Source organism: Suipraeoptans intestinalis (assembly GCF_009696485.1).
Taxonomy (GTDB): domain Bacteria; phylum Bacillota; class Clostridia; order Lachnospirales; family Lachnospiraceae; genus Suipraeoptans; species Suipraeoptans intestinalis.
On sequence record NZ_VULY01000018.1, the window covers coordinates 15,486 to 31,955 of the forward strand.

15 protein-coding genes are annotated in these 16,470 nt (G+C 50.7%); all 15 read left to right on the top strand.

The genetic code is table 11. The features are described from left to right. The first annotated feature begins 68 nt into the window (after window positions 1-68). The 15 genes from FYJ34_RS00830 to FYJ34_RS00900 all read left to right on the top strand — a co-directional run bounded on the left by FYJ34_RS00830 (window position 69) and on the right by FYJ34_RS00900 (window position 16,458). Window positions 69-959: a sulfide/dihydroorotate dehydrogenase-like FAD/NAD-binding protein gene (locus FYJ34_RS00830; protein ID WP_154475383.1), complete on the top strand. Its 891-nt coding sequence runs from the start codon at window positions 69-71 to the stop codon at window positions 957-959. Continuing rightward, a complete protein-coding gene (gene gltA, locus FYJ34_RS00835) occupies window positions 959-2,359 on the top strand; it encodes an NADPH-dependent glutamate synthase (protein ID WP_154475385.1) in 1,401 nt (466 codons plus the stop codon). The genes FYJ34_RS00830 and gltA overlap by 1 nt, the downstream gene beginning before the upstream one ends. Window positions 2,360-2,454: 95 nt before the next feature. Continuing rightward, window positions 2,455-3,231 (top strand): ZIP family metal transporter, encoded by a 777-nt coding sequence (locus FYJ34_RS00840; protein WP_235899158.1) that lies wholly within the window; start codon window positions 2,455-2,457, stop codon window positions 3,229-3,231. Between the two features lie 12 nt (window positions 3,232-3,243). Further along, window positions 3,244-3,723, top strand: a complete 480-nt coding sequence (gene rlmH / locus FYJ34_RS00845) for a 23S rRNA (pseudouridine(1915)-N(3))-methyltransferase RlmH (RefSeq protein WP_154475387.1) — start codon at window positions 3,244-3,246, stop codon at window positions 3,721-3,723. A gap of 81 nt (window positions 3,724-3,804) precedes the next feature. Further along, entirely contained in the window at window positions 3,805-4,848 is a 1,044-nt protein-coding gene (locus FYJ34_RS00850) for a PhoH family protein (RefSeq protein ID WP_154475389.1), read from the top strand. Beyond that, the gene (gene ybeY, locus FYJ34_RS00855; protein WP_154475391.1) at window positions 4,849-5,343 is read left to right on the top strand and encodes an rRNA maturation RNase YbeY; all 495 of its coding nucleotides are present in this window, start codon (window positions 4,849-4,851) and stop codon (window positions 5,341-5,343) included. Between the two features lie 15 nt (window positions 5,344-5,358). After that, window positions 5,359-7,017 carry a putative polysaccharide biosynthesis protein gene (locus tag FYJ34_RS00860; RefSeq protein WP_154475393.1) on the top strand — a complete coding sequence of 553 codons (1,659 nt, stop codon included), beginning with the start codon at window positions 5,359-5,361 and terminating at the stop codon, window positions 7,015-7,017. 33 nt (window positions 7,018-7,050) lie between these two features. Further along, the gene (locus FYJ34_RS00865) at window positions 7,051-7,272 is read left to right on the top strand and encodes a DUF896 domain-containing protein (protein ID WP_154475395.1); all 222 of its coding nucleotides are present in this window, start codon (window positions 7,051-7,053) and stop codon (window positions 7,270-7,272) included. Beyond that, complete coding sequence (locus FYJ34_RS00870; RefSeq protein ID WP_154475397.1) at window positions 7,250-7,810, top strand: 5-formyltetrahydrofolate cyclo-ligase; 561 nt, start codon at window positions 7,250-7,252, stop codon at window positions 7,808-7,810. The genes FYJ34_RS00865 and FYJ34_RS00870 overlap by 23 nt, the downstream gene beginning before the upstream one ends. Before the next feature lie 13 nt (window positions 7,811-7,823). Continuing rightward, window positions 7,824-8,003 (top strand): DUF4250 domain-containing protein, encoded by a 180-nt coding sequence (locus FYJ34_RS00875; protein WP_154475399.1) that lies wholly within the window; start codon window positions 7,824-7,826, stop codon window positions 8,001-8,003. Between the two features lie 48 nt (window positions 8,004-8,051). Further along, the gene (miaB, locus tag FYJ34_RS00880) at window positions 8,052-9,497 is read left to right on the top strand and encodes a tRNA (N6-isopentenyl adenosine(37)-C2)-methylthiotransferase MiaB (RefSeq protein WP_154475401.1); all 1,446 of its coding nucleotides are present in this window, start codon (window positions 8,052-8,054) and stop codon (window positions 9,495-9,497) included. A gap of 1 nt (window position 9,498) precedes the next feature. Beyond that, window positions 9,499-12,147, top strand: a complete 2,649-nt coding sequence (gene mutS / locus FYJ34_RS00885) for a DNA mismatch repair protein MutS (protein WP_330582484.1) — start codon at window positions 9,499-9,501, stop codon at window positions 12,145-12,147. Window positions 12,148-12,149: 2 nt separating this feature from the next. Then, on the top strand, window positions 12,150-14,219 hold the full coding sequence (gene mutL, locus FYJ34_RS00890) for a DNA mismatch repair endonuclease MutL (RefSeq protein WP_154475403.1): 2,070 nt from the start codon (window positions 12,150-12,152) through the stop codon (window positions 14,217-14,219). A 3-nt stretch (window positions 14,220-14,222) separates the two neighbouring features. Further along, window positions 14,223-15,164, top strand: a complete 942-nt coding sequence (miaA, locus tag FYJ34_RS00895) for a tRNA (adenosine(37)-N6)-dimethylallyltransferase MiaA (RefSeq protein ID WP_154475405.1) — start codon at window positions 14,223-14,225, stop codon at window positions 15,162-15,164. A 10-nt stretch (window positions 15,165-15,174) separates the two neighbouring features. Then, a complete protein-coding gene (locus FYJ34_RS00900; RefSeq protein ID WP_154475407.1) occupies window positions 15,175-16,458 on the top strand; it encodes a methionine gamma-lyase family protein in 1,284 nt (427 codons plus the stop codon). Window positions 16,459-16,470 lie beyond the last annotated feature (12 nt).

Here is a 16,470-nt window from a genome sequence, read left to right on the forward strand (position 1 = left end):
TTCTGCCTTGCTATTTTCCCCTAAATATTTTATGATGGAGAAAGTAGAAAAAATTAGGAGGGCACAGGATGTACAGGATTGTAAAGGCTGAAAAATTAGCGGATTTGATTTATTTAATGGACGTGGAGGCTCCGCGTGTTGCCAGACACTGTGAGCCGGGACAGTTTGTCATTGTAAAGATCGACGATAAGGGAGAGCGTGTTCCTCTGACTATCTGTGACTATGACAGAGAGGCGGGGACTGTAACCATCGTATTCCAGACGCTGGGTGCTTCTACCTATCGTATGGCAGAGTTGAAGGAGGGAGATTCCTTCCAGGACTTTACGGGACCTTTGGGAGTTCCTTCAGAGTTTGTAAACGAAAGCCCGGACAGTCTCAAACAGAAAAAGATCCTGTTTGTGGCAGGCGGCGTGGGAGCAGCGCCTGTTTATCCACAGGCAAAATGGATGAAAGAAAGAGGGATCGACGTGGATGTGATCGTCGGATCCAAGACCAAAGATATGCTGATCCTGGAAGAAGAGATGCGGGCGGTATCCGGAAATTACTATCCCTGTACAGACGACGGCTCTTACGGTCATGCCGGTATGGTTACTACCAAGATCGAGCAGCTGGTGACAGAAGAGGGAAAGAAGTACGACCTGTGTGTTGCCATCGGTCCTATGATCATGATGAAGTTTGTCTGTCTCCTTACGAAAAAGCTGGAGATCCCTACGATCGTCAGCATGAATCCCATTATGGTGGACGGAACGGGTATGTGCGGAGCCTGCCGGCTTCATGTGGGCGATGAGATCAAGTTTGCCTGCGTAGACGGACCGGAGTTTGACGGACATCTGGTTAATTTTGACGAGTCCATGAAACGTCAGCAGATGTACAAGACGCAGGAAGGACGCGCAACACTGAAATTACAGGAAGGCGATACCCATCACGGCGGATGCGGAAGATGCGGAGGTGACAACTAATGGGAGATATGTTGAAGAGAGTACCGGTAAGAGAGCAGGATGCAAAAGAAAGAGCGACTAATTTTGAAGAAGTCTGCTATGGATATAATCTGGAAGAAGCAACGGAGGAGGCGGCAAGATGCCTGGACTGTAAAAATGCAAGGTGTATCCAGGGATGTCCGGTGTCTATTAATATTCCGGGATTTATTACCAAGGTAAAAGAAGGAGACATTGAAGGTGCTTACGAGGTGATCGGTCAGTCCTCAGCGCTTCCGGCTATCTGCGGAAGGGTGTGCCCGCAGGAATCACAGTGCGAGTGCCGGTGTATCCGGGGGATCAAGGGAGAACCGGTGTCCATTGGGAAGCTGGAGCGGTTTGTGGCGGATTATGCCCTGGAGCATGATATCAAGCCGAAGAAGGCGGAGGCTTCCAACGGACACAAGGTGGCGGTGATCGGATCCGGACCGGCAGGTCTGACCTGTGCGGGAGACCTGGCAAAGCTGGGATATGAGGTGACCGTGTTTGAAGCCCTTCACGAACTGGGAGGCGTTTTGGTTTACGGAATTCCGGAATTCAGGCTTCCCAAAGAGAAGGTTGTAAAAAAAGAGATTGAAAAGGTAAAAGAACTGGGTGTAAAGTTTGAAACCAACGTGGTCATTGGGAAGTCTACGACCATAGACCAGCTGATGGAGGAAGAGGACTTTGAAGCAGTGTTTATCGGTTCGGGGGCAGGTCTTCCGGTATTTATGGGAATTCCGGGAGAAACGGCCAACGGAGTGTTCTCGGCCAATGAATATCTGACCAGAAGTAATCTGATGAAGGCTTTTGACCCGGAGTATGACACGCCCATCGCAGCCGGAAAGAAGGTAGCCGTGATCGGAGGCGGAAACGTTGCCATGGATGCGGCAAGAACAGCTCTTCGTCTGGGGGCGGAAGTTCATATCGTATATCGAAGAAGCGAGGCGGAGCTTCCTGCCAGAGTGGAGGAGGTGCATCATGCCAAGGAAGAGGGAATTATTTTTGATCTTCTTACCAATCCCAAGGAAATTCTGGTGGATGACAACGGCTGGGTAAAGGGTATGCGGGTGATCCGTATGGAACTGGGCGAGCCGGATGCCTCCGGAAGAAGAAGACCGGTGGAAATCGAAGGGTCTGAATTTGATATGGAACTGGATACGGTGATCATGTCACTGGGAACATCTCCCAACCCCCTGATCGCAGCCACTACAAAAGGGTTGGAGACCAACCGGAGAAAATGTATCGTGGCAGACGAGGAGACGGGAGAAACCTCCAAGGCGGCTGTCTATGCCGGAGGAGATGCAGTGACAGGAGCCGCCACCGTAATACTGGCAATGGGTGCAGGAAAGGCAGGCGCAAAGGGAATCCACGAGTACCTGTCCGGTGAAAGAGAAGAAGCATAGATGTTGCATGAGAAAAGAAGGACGTAGACCATTGGTGTTTGCGTCTTTCTTTCAATGGAGATAAGAATGAGAGCTGTGGGAAGGAGAATTTAAGATTGGTAGCAACTTTCTGGGGATTGATGATCCCTTTTCTTGGAACGACGGCAGGTGCAGCCTGCGTGTTTTTTATCAAAAAAGAACTGAACCACCTGGTGCAGAAATCTCTTTTGGGATTTGCGGCAGGAGTCATGGTGGCGGCGTCGGTGTGGTCGCTTCTGATACCGGCCATGGAAATGTCAGACCAGTTGGAGCGATTGGCATTTTTGCCGGCCGCTGTCGGATTTATCGCAGGGATCTTTTTCCTGCTTCTTTTGGATCGGTGGATTCCCCATCTGCATCCGGCTACTCTGGAAAGCGAAGGACCAAAGTCCTCCCTGAAGCGTTCCACCATGCTGATCCTGGCAGTGACGATCCATAATATTCCGGAGGGAATATCGGGAGGAGCCGTCTTTGCCGGCGTGCTGGCGGGGAACACCAAGGTGACGCTGGCAGGAGCCTTTGCTCTGGCTATCGGGATCGCCATCCAAAATCTTCCGGAAGGGTTCATTGTATCTTTGCCGGTCCGGGACGATCATGGCAGGAAGAAAGCGTTTATCTATGGAATGCTGTCGGGACTGGTAGAGCCGGTGGCGGGAGGGATCACAGTGCTGCTGGCTGCCTACATTACTCCGGCGCTTCCGTTTCTTCTGGCCTTTGCCGCCGGCGCCATGATTTATGTGGTAGTGGAGGAATTGATCCCCGAATCGGCGGAAGGAGCACACAGCAATGTGGGGACGCTGGGATTTGCCTTTGGATTTGTTGTGATGATGATTCTGGATGTGGCGTTGGGATAAGATGGGGGAAACATGAAGATTACGGTCTTAACGGTAGGAAAATTAAAAGAGTCCTATTTAAAGGATGCAGTAAAAGAGTATGCCAAGCGACTGGGAAAGTATTGCAGGCTGGAAATGGAAGAAGTAGCAGATGAAAAAGCGCCGGAGCATTTATCCCCGGCGGGAGAAAAGGGAATCCGAAGCAAAGAGGGGGAACGGCTCCTGAAAAAAATCCCCGAAAATGCCTTTGTCATCACCCTGGAGATCGAGGGGGAAGAGATTTCTTCCGTAAAGCTTGCCCAAAAAATAGAAAGTCTGGGAATTTCCGGGATCAGTCATCTGGCTTTTGTCATCGGCGGATCCATCGGATTGGGAGAAGAGGTGCTTCAAAGGTCGGATTATGCCCTGAGCTTCGGGCGGCTGACCTATCCCCATCAACTGATGCGGGTCATGCTGCTGGAACAGATCTATCGGAGTTTTCGGATCATAAACAAAGAACCGTACCACAAATAACAGGAAAACGGTAAAGCCTGCCGGATCAGAAGAAGGCAGGACAGAATTCTTCTAAAACATGCACGGAGAAGGAGAGAGGGAATGGGACTTACGGAACTTACCATGGAGATCCCTGCCGGACATGAAAGCAATGTGTTCGGACAGTTGGATCGCTACGCAAAAAAAATAGAACGGTCACTGCACGTGACTTTGGTGGCAAGAGGAGAGCAGCTAAAGATCATGGGGGAGGCGGCGGCAGCGGAGCGGGCGAAAACAGTTTTGACGCAGCTGACAAAGCTGTCCCAGACAGGAGCGGCGATTGAGGAACAAAAGGTGGATTACGCCATCTCCCTGGTCATGGAAGAGGGAGAAGACGCCCTTTTGGAGCTGGAGAAAGACCTGATCTGCCATACCCTTCAGGGAAAACCGATCAAGCCGAAAACAAAGGGGCAGAAGGATTATGTAGATGCCATCCGCAAAAACATGATCGTGTTCGGACTGGGACCGGCGGGAACGGGAAAGACTTATCTTGCCATGGCGATGGCCATCACGGCTTTTCAAAGAAATGAAGTCAGCCGCATCATCCTGACCCGGCCTGCCATTGAGGCGGGAGAGAAGCTGGGATTTTTGCCGGGAGATCTTCAGAGTAAGATCGACCCTTATCTAAGACCGTTGTATGACGCCCTGTATCAGATCATGGGAGCGGAAAGCTTTTTAAAGAATTCGGAGAAAGGACTGATTGAGGTGGCTCCTTTGGCCTACATGAGAGGACGGACGCTGGATAATGCCTTCATCATACTGGACGAGGCGCAAAACACTACGCCGGCACAGATGAAGATGTTTCTCACCAGGATCGGATTCGGATCCAAGGTGGTTGTGACAGGAGACGCTACCCAGAAGGATCTTCCGGCGGGACAGATCTCAGGTCTGGACGTGGCATCCCGGGTAGTTGCCGATCTGGAAGGGATCCGGATCTGTCAGCTGACCAGCAGAGACGTGGTGCGCCATCCGCTGGTGCAGAAGATCGTAAAGGCTTACGAGGAATACGAGGAAAAAAAGGCACGGAAAACGAGAGGCTTTCGCGCCGGCCGGGAAAAGAAACAGGATACCTCTTACAAAAAGAAGGAAACGAAAAGGAGAACCTAAATGTATCTGTATATAGAAGAGGAGGGGGACAAGCGTCTGCCTCTGGATGTGAAAAAACTGGCGGAACGTGCAGTGGAGGAGGCTCTTATTTTTGTGGGATGCCCCTATGAAACGGAAGTGAACCTGCTTTTGACAGAAAATCCCCAGATCCGGCAGATCAATTCGGAACAGCGGGGGATTGACAGAGAAACGGACGTCCTGTCGTTTCCCATGGCGGATTATGAGACGCCGGGAGAATTTGAAGGATTTCAGGAAGAAACGTTTTTGTTCCACCCGGAGACAGGAAGGCTTCTTCTGGGAGATATCGTGCTGTCCAAGGAAAAGGTGCTGGAGCAGGCGGAAGAATTTGGACACAGCATAGAAAGAGAATATACTTTTTTAATCGTCCATTCTATGTTACACTTAATGGGTTACGACCATATGGAAGAGCTGCAGCGGCAGGAAATGGAAGAGCTGCAGAGACAGATCATGAAAAAACTGAACCTATTACGTTAGATAAAGAGGTATGGCATGGCAACACAAAAAGGAAAAAAAGAAAAAAACTTTTTAATACAGGGAACCATCCTTGCAGTGGCGGGCGTCATCACGAAGCTGATTGGAGCCGTTTACCGGATCCCCCTGACAAACATTGTGGGGAATGAGGGGATCGGCTATTACGGTGTGGCGTTTTCCATCTATATCGTGGCTCTGACGCTGACGTCCTACAGCCTCCCGCTGGCAGTGTCCAAACTGGTTTCAGCCAGGATGGCGGTGGGAGAAGTAAAAAATGCCTATCGGGTATTTAAGGGAGCCCTGGCGTTTGCCATCCTGTCAGGCGGAGTGATCAGTCTGGTGATTTTTTTAGGAGCAGACTATATCGCCACCGACATTATGATCATGAAAATGAGTGTATATGCGCTGCGGATACTGGCTCCCTGCGTTCTGGTAGTTGCGCTTTTGGGCGTGTTCCGGGGATTTTTTCAGGGGATCGGATCCATGATCCCTACGGCCATTTCCCAGGTGGTGGAGCAGGTGGTAAATGCGGTTGCTTCCATAGCCGGAGCCTATGTGCTGTTTCGCGTAGGGGCTGATATTGCCAAGGCAAAGGGCAACGATTCCTATGGTCCGGCCTATGCGGCAGCCGGAGGAACCATTGGTACGATCTTGGGAGCGGGGATCGCCCTGCTGTTTTTGATCCTGTTGTTTTTAGCCTATAAAAAGATCCTGAGACGGCAGATGGCCAGAGATATCCACAGCCGTAACGAGCACTACAGAGCCATCTACAAGGTACTGCTTTTGACCATTACGCCGGTAGTCCTGGGGGCAACGGTGTACAATATCAGCGACTTTGTGGACAGCGCTATTTTCAATACGGTCATGTCCGCCCAGGGATATAAATATACGGAATATGCCAAGCTTTTGGGGATGTTCAGCGGTCAGTACGGAACCATTACCAGCGTGCCGCTAGCAGTGTCTACGGCGTTGGCTTCTTCTTTGATCCCCAGTCTGGTGACTACAGTACAGACGGGGAACCGCAGGCAGATTCACAGAAAGATCACGACGGCCACCAGATTCAACATGATACTTTCCATCCCCAGCGCTGTGGGGCTGGTCATTCTGGCAAAGCCCATCCTGGATCTTCTATTCTACACGCAGGACAATACAAAACCGGCGCTGATGCTTCAACTGGGAGCTTTTTCCGTCGTCCTCTTTTGTCTGTCTACCGTGACCACTTCTGTGCTCCAGGGACTGGACGACATGATCACCCCGGTAAAAAATGCGGCCATTGCCCTGGTTCTCCATGTGATCGCCCTGCTTTTGATGCTGGTGGCCTTTAAGTGGAATATCTATGCGGTGGTACTAAGTAAAACCGTGTTTGCCGGAGTCATCTGCATTTTGAATGCCCACGCGCTTCGGGAACGGATCGGGTATGTCCAGGAGCAGAAGAAGACCTTTGTGATCCCTATTCTGGCCTCTGCCATCATGGCTGTCTGCACCACTGTAGTCCATCTTCTGGCAGAACTGTTTGTAGGAGACAAATTTGCAACGGTGCTGGCTCTTCTTGTGGCAATGCTTACATACGGAGTGGCGCTGATCCTGCTGCGGGGGATCACGGAAGCGGAAATGCTAGAGATGCCAAAAGGGGCGATGCTTGTAAAAATTTGCCGGAAGCTGCGGCTGTTTCGTTAAAGAACCGCTGCGGAAAAGAAAAGAGGACAGGATATGAAGGAAGAAAAGATCAAAAGAATCAACGAATTGTACCATAAGTCAAAAAAAGAGGGACTAACCAAAGAAGAACAAAAGGAACAGCAGATTCTTCGGAAGGAATACATAGAGGCGTTTAAGCAGAATCTGCGGGGACAGCTAAACCAGATCTCCATCCAGGAAAAAGACGGGAGCATTACAAATCTGGGAGAAAAGTATGGAAACAAAGCAGGCCATTAGGCAGGTGCAGCTACAAAAAAGAAGAGAAATGTCAGAGGCAGACTTTTGGAAAAAGTCTGAGCAGATAGCCAAACATCTGACGAGGCTGGATCAGTTTTGTCAGGCAACGGAAGTCTACCTGTTTGCTTCCTTTGGCAGGGAGCCGGATACCTGGAGGATCATGGAGGACTGCCTGAAACAGGGGAAGCGGATCTGGCTTCCGAAGATCGCGGGAAAAGAAATGGACTTTTTCCCCTATGAGAAAAAGGAGTGTCTGATAAGAAACAGATTTGGAATGCTGGAGCCGGATGGAACGGGAGAGAAGGGAACCGGAAAAACGGGGATGATCATCGTTCCGGCGCTGACTGTGGACAAAGAGGGATACCGTGTCGGCTATGGCGGCGGATACTATGATCGGTACCTAAAGGAGCATAGGACGCTGTATAAAGCCGGGATCGTATTTTCCTGCCAGCTCCTGAAAAAAGTTCCCCGCTGCAAATATGACATCCCCTTAGACTGTGTGATAACGGAAGAGGGGATGTTTCGATTTCACCGATAGAAAGGAGACTGCCATGAAGGAACTGCCCAAGGACCCCCATATGCTGGTCAGTGTGATCAATACAAAGATCAGGGATCAGTACCATGATCTGGATGCATTTTGTGAAGAAATGGGAGTGGAAAGAAAAGAACTGTCGGATTATCTGAAAGTTTATGAGTATGAATATGACGAATCGACCGGCCGATTTTATTAATCGGTAAAGCTGAAATAGATGAAGAAAAGAAGAATTGAGGAAAGAAAAATGGGAAACATTGATTGGGACAAGATGGATCAAAATGCAAAGCCGCCGGTAACAGAGCCGGAAAGACAACGGTTTTTTATCGCAAAGGCCAGGGGTTATGTAAAAGAAATGGAGAAACGTCTGGGGCGTCCGCTGACGGCGGCGGTAACCACCTTTGGATGCCAGATGAACGCCAAGGATTCTGAGAAGCTGAAAGGAATCCTGGGTCAGATGGGATACATAACAGGGAAAACAGAGGAGGAAGCAGACTTTGTGATCTTTAATACCTGTACCGTTCGGGAAAATGCCAATTTAAAGGTATATGGAAGACTGGGTTCTTTAAAATCCTGGAAGAAAGACCATCCGCATCGCATGATCGGCCTGTGTGGCTGCATGATGCAGGAGGAGACGGTAGTAGAAAAGCTGAAAAAAAGTTATCGATACGTAGATCTGATTTTTGGAACCCACAATATCTTCCGATTTGCAGAATTGATGGCGCAGCGGTTTGAATCGGGAGAGATGGTGATCGATATCTGGGAAAAGGCAGATCAGATCGTGGAGGATCTGCCGGCTGAAAGGAAATATTCCTTCAAATCGGGCGTCAATATCATGTTTGGTTGTAACAATTTCTGCAGTTATTGTATCGTACCCTATGTAAGAGGGCGGGAAAGAAGCCGGGAACCGGAGGCTATCCAAAAAGAAATTGAGGAACTGGTAAAAGACGGGGTGGCAGAGGTGATGCTTTTAGGGCAGAATGTAAATTCTTATGGGAAAACTTTGGAGCATCCCATTTCCTTTGCACAGCTTCTGCGCAGGATCCATGAAATCGAAGGATTGAAGAGGATCCGGTTTATGACCTCGCACCCGAAGGATCTGTCGGATGAGCTGATCCAGGTGATGCAGGAATCCCCGAAGATCTGCCGGCATCTGCATCTTCCGGTCCAGTCGGGAAGTACCCGGATCCTGCAGAAAATGAACCGCAGATACACAAAAGAATCCTATCTGGAGCTGGTGGAAAAGATCAGAAAGGCAATTCCGGACATTTCTCTGACGACGGATATCATCGTAGGTTTTCCGGGAGAGACAGAAGAAGATTTCCAGGAAACGCTGGATGTGGTAAGAAAGGCAAGGTATGACAGCGCCTTTACCTTCTTATATTCCAAGCGCACCGGAACGCCGGCGGCAGTTTTGGAAGAACAGGTGGAAGAAACGGTGATGAAAGAGCGGTTCAATCGTCTGCTACAGGAAGTACAGACCATTTCCAGGGAGGTGTGTGCCGTCCATGAGGGAAGTGTTCAGGAAGTTCTGGTAGAATCTGTCAGTGAGCAGGACGCCTCCATGATCACAGGGAGGCTGGGCAACAACCTGCTGGTACATTTCCCAGGGAACCGGGAAAAAATAGGGAGCCTGATCCCTGTAAAATTGACAAAATGCATGGGATTTTATTATTTGGGAGAGGAGAATTAAGGTGGAAGCACTGACACCTATGATGCAGCAGTACATCGAGACAAAAAAAGAATATCCGGACTGCATTTTATTTTACCGACTGGGAGATTTCTATGAAATGTTTTTTGAGGATGCCCTGACAGCTTCCAAAGAACTGGAGATCACCCTGACCGGAAAAAACTGTGGAAGAAAGGAAAGAGCTCCCATGTGCGGGGTACCTTACCATGCGGTGGATGTATACCTGAACCGTCTGGTGTCCAAGGGATACAAGGTGGCGATCTGTGAACAGATGGAAGACCCTGCGGAGACAAAAGGACTGGTACGGCGGGAAGTCGTCCGGATCGTGACGCCGGGAACCAACCTGGATACGGGAGCTTTGGACGAGACGAAAAATCAGTACCTGATGTGCGTGGTCTATGTGGCGCAGAAATACGGGGTGGCCATCACAGACGTAACCACCGGGGACTTTTTTGTGACGGAGATGGAAGAGGGGGAAAAGCTGTACGATGAGATCTACCGGTTTATGCCCTCCGAACTGATCTGCAATGAATCCTTTTATATCAGCGGTATGGACATGGAAATGCTGAAGGAGAAGCTGGGGATCACCATTTATTCTCTGGAGGCGTGGTACTGTGAGGAAGCGTCCTGCAAAAGTGCACTGAAGCGGCAGTTTGGAACAGACAGTCTGAAGGGACTGGGACTGGAAGACTATGACTGCGGAAGCATTGCGGCAGGCTCCCTGCTGACTTATCTGAAGGAAACCCAGAAACGGGATCTTTCCCACATCTCCCATCTGACGGTATACTCCACAGGCGCTTACATGGTGCTGGACAGCTCCACCAGGCGAAATCTGGAGCTTTGTGAAACACTCCGGGAGAAGCAAAAAAGAGGCTCCCTGCTTTGGGTGCTGGACAAGACAAAAACGGCTATGGGAGCCAGAACCCTCAGAAAATACATAGAACAGCCTCTCATCCGCAAGGATATGATCGAAAAGAGACTGGACGCCATTGAAGAACTGACAAAAGGAGAGATTACCAGAGAAGAGATACGGGAGTATCTTTCACCGGTCTACGATCTGGAACGACTTCTGGCAAAGGTTACCTATCAGTCGGCAAATCCCAGGGACCTGCTTGCCTTTTCCGGATCCCTTTCCATGCTTCCTGCCATCCGGTGCCTTCTGCAGGACATGAGGAGCGATCTGCTGCAGGAAATGTTTGAGGAGATAGATCCCATGGAAGATCTGTGTGCCCTGGTTACCGACGCCATCCGGGAGGATCCGCCTATCGCCATGAAAGAGGGCGGCATTATCCGGGACGGCTATCATGCGGAGGTAGACCGGCTGCGAAGCGCCAAATCGGACGGAAAGGACTGGCTGGCAAAGCTGGAGGAAGAGGAACGGGAAAAGACAGGGATCAAGAATCTCAAGATCCGTTACAACAAGGTATTTGGCTATTACATTGAGGTGACCAATTCTTTCCGGCATCTGGTGCCGGACTATTATACGAGAAAACAGACGCTGGTAAATGCGGAACGCTACAGTATCCCACAGTTGAAAGAGATGGAGGACACGATCCTGGGAGCAGAGGACCGGCTGTACGCTCTGGAATATGAGATTTATTCCGGAATACGGGAACGGATCGCAAGAGAGGTGGAGAGGATCCAAAGGACTGCCCGGGCGGTAGCGTGTGTGGACGCGCTGGCTTCTCTTGCCCATGTGGCGCAGAAAAACCGTTATGTCCGCCCCAAGATCAATGAAAAGGGCGTGATCCATATCAAAGACGGACGCCATCCGGTAGTGGAGAAGATGATCCCCCACGATATGTTTATTTCCAATGATACCTATCTGGCAGACAAAAAAGACAGGATCTCCATTATCACAGGCCCCAATATGGCAGGAAAATCCACTTATATGAGACAGACGGCTCTGATCGTGCTGATGGCACAGATCGGTTCTTTTGTGCCGGCTTCCGCCGCAAATATAGGGTTGGTGGATCGGATCTTCACCAGAGTGGGAGCCTCGGATGATCTGGCCAGCGGACAGAGTACGTTTATGGTGGAAATGACGGAAGTGGCCAACATCCTGCGGAATGCCACCAGCAAAAGCCTTCTGATCCTGGATGAGATCGGAAGAGGAACCAGTACCTTTGACGGACTTAGCATTGCCTGGGCAGTGATCGAACATATCAGCAATCCAAAGCTACTGGGAGCCAAGACCCTGTTTGCCACCCACTATCACGAGCTGACAGAACTGGAAGGAAAGATCGATCATGTAAAAAACTATTGCATTGCCGTTCGGGAAAAAGGAGAAGACATTATTTTCCTGAGAAAGATCGTAAGAGGCGGAGCCGATAAAAGCTACGGGATCCAGGTGGCCAGGCTGGCGGGAGTTCCCGACAGTGTGATCCGGCGGGCGAAGGAGATCGTGGAGGAGCTGGTGCAGGCGGATATCACCGTCAGGATCAAAAATATTGCGCTTCCTTCTGCAGAGACAGGCAGATCCAAAGGCGTGCATTATGATGAAGTGGATCTGGCGCAGATGTCGCTGTTTGACACGGTAAAGGATGACGATGTACTGGAAGAATTAAAGACGCTGGACGTCAGCAACCTGACGCCGATTGAAGCGCTGAATACCTTATATCAACTGCAAAACAAATTAAAGAACAGGTGGTAGATATGAATGAAATTAGAGTACTGGATCCGGCAACCATAGATAAGATCGCAGCCGGGGAGGTGGTAGAAAGACCGGCCTCCATCGTGAAGGAACTGGTGGAAAATGCCATTGATGCCGGGGCCGATGAGATTACGGTAGAAATCGAGGAGGGAGGGATTGCTCTGATCCGCGTCACGGACAACGGATGCGGAATGGAGAAGGATCAGATCCCCCGGGCGTTTCTGCGCCACGCCACCAGTAAGATCGACAGTGCAGAGGACCTGTCTCATCTGACCTCCCTGGGATTTCGGGGGGAAGCCCTGTCCAGTATCGCCGCCGTTGCAAAGGTGGAGGTAAGGACGAAGACGCCGGAAGCGCCGGTGGGGATCCGATATGAGATCGCAGGAGGCGTGCCGGGAGAAACAGAAGAGATCGGAGCAAAAGACGGTACCACCTTTTTTATCCGGCATCTGTTTTACAATACGCCGGCAAGGCGCAAATTTCTGAAGACAGCCATGACGGAAGCAGGGCATATCGGGGATCTGATGACCCGGATGGCGCTTTCCCACCCAAAGATCGCCTTTCGTTTTATCAACGGCGGGCAGACCAGACTTCAGACGTCGGGCAACGGAAGTATAAAGGATATCATTTATCACATATATGGCAGAGAGATCGCATCCAATCTCATGGAGGTGTGTCAGGAAGCGGGAGGGATGCGGATAGAAGGATATATTGGGAAACCGCTGATTTCCAGGGGAAACAGGAATTACGAAACCTATTTTATCAATCACAGGTATATTAAAAACGGGATTTTGTCAAAGGCCATTGAAGATGCCTACAAGGATTTCACCATGCAGCACAAATACCCCTTTGTAGTATTGCATCTTGCGGTAGATACCCAAAAGGTAGATGTCAACGTTCATCCCTCCAAGATGGAAGTACGGTTCAGCAGCCATCAGGAGGTCTATGGAACTGTGTTTGAGGCGCTTTCAAAGACACTGCACGAAAAAGAGCTGATCCCACAGGTGGAGTTGGAGACGCCGCCCGTCGGATACCCTTCCCGGAAACAACAGCCAGACAGACAGGAAGAAAGAAATACCGGGTCTGTTGCATTTGCCAGCTTTCCTTCGGAGGCAGAGGCAAACGGAGGTACTGAAAAAAATGATCCAAAACCGTCTGCTTTGACAGGAGGGATGCCAAATGCTTCCCTGCCTGAAAAGAGCGGACAGAAAGACCTGGAGTATTTTCTGGGAAAAATGAGAGAGAGGGTAGAATCCTACCACAGGCAAAATTCCGCCGCTGAGGTGGGGATGCTGGATCAGATTTTTCGCCCGGACGCCCAGGTGGACAGGATCCGGGAGCAGGTGCGCTACGGAAGAGAACCATCGAAGTCGGAAGAAGCAGAAACAGCAGAAATAGCAGAAAAGAGGGAGACTGCCGGGGAAAGTCCGGGAAAGGGAACGGAGGAACAGCTGGACTTCTTCGGAGAAAACCTTCTGAAGCGGGAAACCAAAGCGGGGTACCGGCTGATCGGGCAGGCCTTCGATACCTACTGGATGGTAGAATTTCAGGAGCAGCTATATATCATTGACCAGCATGCAGCCCACGAGAGAGTGCTGTATGAACAGACGATGAAGCAGTTAAAAACCCACGAGACCTGTTCCCAGATGATCGCGCCGCCCATTATCCTTACCCTGGACATGCAGGAGGCGCTGGTTTTGGAGTCTCATCTGGGGCAGTTTGAAAAAGTGGGATTTGAGATCGAATCCTTTGGACAGAATTCCTTTGCAGTACGGGGAGTTCCGGCAAATCTTTCCGGAATCGCAAAAAAAGAGCTCCTTCTTCAGATGCTGGATGGTCTGGCAGATGAAATGGAGCGGAAGATCTCACCGGAGCTTTTGGAGGAAAAGATCGCATCCATGTCCTGCAAGGCGGCTGTAAAGGGACACGACCGCTTATCCTTCCAGGAGGCAGACGCCCTGATGGACCAGCTTCTGACTCTGGAAAACCCCTATCATTGTCCGCACGGACGGCCGACTTTGATCGCAATGTCCAAGCGGGAACTGGAAAAGAAATTTAAAAGGATCGTATAGCGTATGAAAAAACCTTTCGTAGTACTTGCAGGGCCTACGGCGGTAGGAAAGACGGAGCTTTCCATTTCCCTGGCAAAAAAGCTGGATGCGGAGATCATTTCCGCCGATTCCATGCAGGTGTACAGACAGATGAATATCGGATCGGCCAAGATCACGCAGGAGGAGATGCAGGGAATTCCCCACCATCTTATTGACGTGCTGAATCCGGATGAGGAATTCCATGTGGTACGTTTTCAGGAAATGGCGAAAAAGGCCATGGAAGAGATCTATGCCAGAGGCAGGCTCCCTCTTCTGGTGGGGGGGACCGGATTTTATATCCAGGCGCTTTTATATGACATTGATTTCCAAGCGGCGGGAGAGAGTGAAGAGATTCGAAGCAGTCTTCTTAAAGAGGCGAGGGAGAAGGGAAATCAGGTTCTGCACGACAGACTGAGGCAGGTGGATGAAGCAGCGGCTCTGGCGATCCATCCCAACAATGTGAAACGGGTGATCCGGGCGCTGGAGTTTTATCTTACCACAGGCAGACAGATCTCCCGGCACAATGCAGAGCAAAAGAAGCGGCAGTCGCCTTATGATTTCCGGTATATTGTGCTGCATGCCAGGCGGGAAGAGCTTTACCGAAGGATCGATCTGCGGGTGGACCGGATGCTGGAAGCAGGCCTGGTGGAGGAAGTCAGGGCGCTGAGAGATCAGGGCTATACCAAAGAAATGGTGTCGATGCAGGGCCTGGGATACAAGGAGATCCTGGATTACCTGGAAGGAAACAGCAGCCTTTCGGAGGCTGTTTACCGAATCAAGAGGGATACCAGACATTTTGCCAAAAGACAGTTAACCTGGTTTCGGCGAGAACCGGATGTCATCTGGGTGGACAAGACGGAGTTGGGATACAGGGAAGATGCGGTATTGGAACAAGTACTGCAATACATGAACTGGGATAGAAAGTGAGAACGAAAAGATGCAGACAACAAAGCAACTTTATGAAGAGATGGGAATCCGCAGGGAGATCTGGCAGCTGGGACAAAGGATCCAGGGAGAGCTTCAGGAGCGGTTTCAGGAAATTGATGAAAGGGCGGAATATAACCAGCTAAAAGTCCTGAAGGCCATGCAGGAACACAGGGTAGATGCCTCCTGCTTTCAATATACCAGCGGCTATGGGTACAACGACCACGGAAGGGACGTGCTGGAAAAGGTTTATGCTTCTGTTTTCCGTACAGAAAGCGCACTGGTAAGGCCGCAGCTTTCCTGCGGGACACACGCGCTGGCAATCGCCCTGGGAGCTGTTTTAAGACCGCAGGATATCCTTCTGGCGCCGGCAGGCAAACCCTATGATACCCTGGAGGAAGTGATCGGGATCCGTCCGTCTCCGGGATCTCTGGCAGAATACGGGATCGGGTATCGCCAGGTGGATCTGCTTCCTGCGGGAGGGTTTGACTACGAGGCCATCAGACGGGCGATCACGCCAAAGACCCGGATGGCTGCCATCCAGCGTTCCAAGGGATACCAGACGCGCCCTACTTTTTCGGTGGAGCAGATCGGAGAGCTGATCCGGTTTTTAAAAGAACTGAAGCCGGATATCATCTGTATGGTGGATAACTGCTATGGCGAATTTGTAGATGTGAAAGAGCCGGGAGAAGTGGGCGCTGATCTGGTGGTAGGCTCTCTGATCAAGAATCCGGGAGGCGGTCTGGCTCCGGTAGGGGGGTACATCGCAGGAAGAGAAGACCTGGTAGATGCCTGTGCCTATCGTCTTTCCGCTCCCGGACTGGGAAAAGAGGTAGGGCCTTCTCTTGGCGTTATGCAGGCATTTTATCAGGGGCTGTTTCTTGCCCCTACTGTGGCTGCCGGAGCTTTAAAGGGCGCTATATTTGCGGCAAGGATCTATGAGGAACAGGGCTTTTTTGTTCTTCCGGACGGAAAAGAAGAACGGCACGACATCATTCAGGCAGTAACGCTGGGAAGTCCGGAGGGTGTAGTGGCTTTTTGTCAGGGAATCCAGGCAGCGGCGCCGGTAGATTCCTATGTGACCCCGGAACCCTGGGCAATGCCGGGCTATGACAGTGACGTGATCATGGCGGCGGGGGCATTTGTACAGGGCTCTTCTATCGAACTGAGCGCCGATGGACCTATAAAACCACCCTATGCTGTGTATTTCCAGGGAGGCCTGACCTGGGAGCATGCCAAATTCGGTATCCTGATGTCCCTGGAATATCTGGCGCGCAGGCAGCTGGTTGATCTCTAGAGGATGGCGCAG

Bases quoted from the DNA above. Each gene is read 5' to 3' on its own strand.
- rlmH (WP_154475387.1), top strand. From the start codon at position 3,244: ATGAAGATTACGGTCTTAACGGTAGGAAAATTAAAAGAGTCCTATTTA.
- ybeY (WP_154475391.1), top strand. From the start codon at position 4,849: ATGTATCTGTATATAGAAGAGGAGGGGGACAAGCGTCTGCCTCTGGAT.
- miaB (WP_154475401.1), top strand. From the start codon at position 8,052: ATGGGAAACATTGATTGGGACAAGATGGATCAAAATGCAAAGCCGCCG.
- gltA (WP_154475385.1), top strand. From the start codon at position 959: ATGGGAGATATGTTGAAGAGAGTACCGGTAAGAGAGCAGGATGCAAAA.
- FYJ34_RS00865 (WP_154475395.1), top strand. From the start codon at position 7,051: ATGAAGGAAGAAAAGATCAAAAGAATCAACGAATTGTACCATAAGTCA.
- FYJ34_RS00850 (WP_154475389.1), top strand. From the start codon at position 3,805: ATGGGACTTACGGAACTTACCATGGAGATCCCTGCCGGACATGAAAGC.
- mutL (WP_154475403.1), top strand. From the start codon at position 12,150: ATGAATGAAATTAGAGTACTGGATCCGGCAACCATAGATAAGATCGCA.
- FYJ34_RS00860 (WP_154475393.1), top strand. From the start codon at position 5,359: ATGGCAACACAAAAAGGAAAAAAAGAAAAAAACTTTTTAATACAGGGA.
- FYJ34_RS00900 (WP_154475407.1), top strand. From the start codon at position 15,175: ATGCAGACAACAAAGCAACTTTATGAAGAGATGGGAATCCGCAGGGAG.
- FYJ34_RS00830 (WP_154475383.1), top strand. From the start codon at position 69: ATGTACAGGATTGTAAAGGCTGAAAAATTAGCGGATTTGATTTATTTA.
- miaA (WP_154475405.1), top strand. From the start codon at position 14,223: ATGAAAAAACCTTTCGTAGTACTTGCAGGGCCTACGGCGGTAGGAAAG.
- FYJ34_RS00870 (WP_154475397.1), top strand. From the start codon at position 7,250: ATGGAAACAAAGCAGGCCATTAGGCAGGTGCAGCTACAAAAAAGAAGA.
- FYJ34_RS00875 (WP_154475399.1), top strand. From the start codon at position 7,824: ATGAAGGAACTGCCCAAGGACCCCCATATGCTGGTCAGTGTGATCAAT.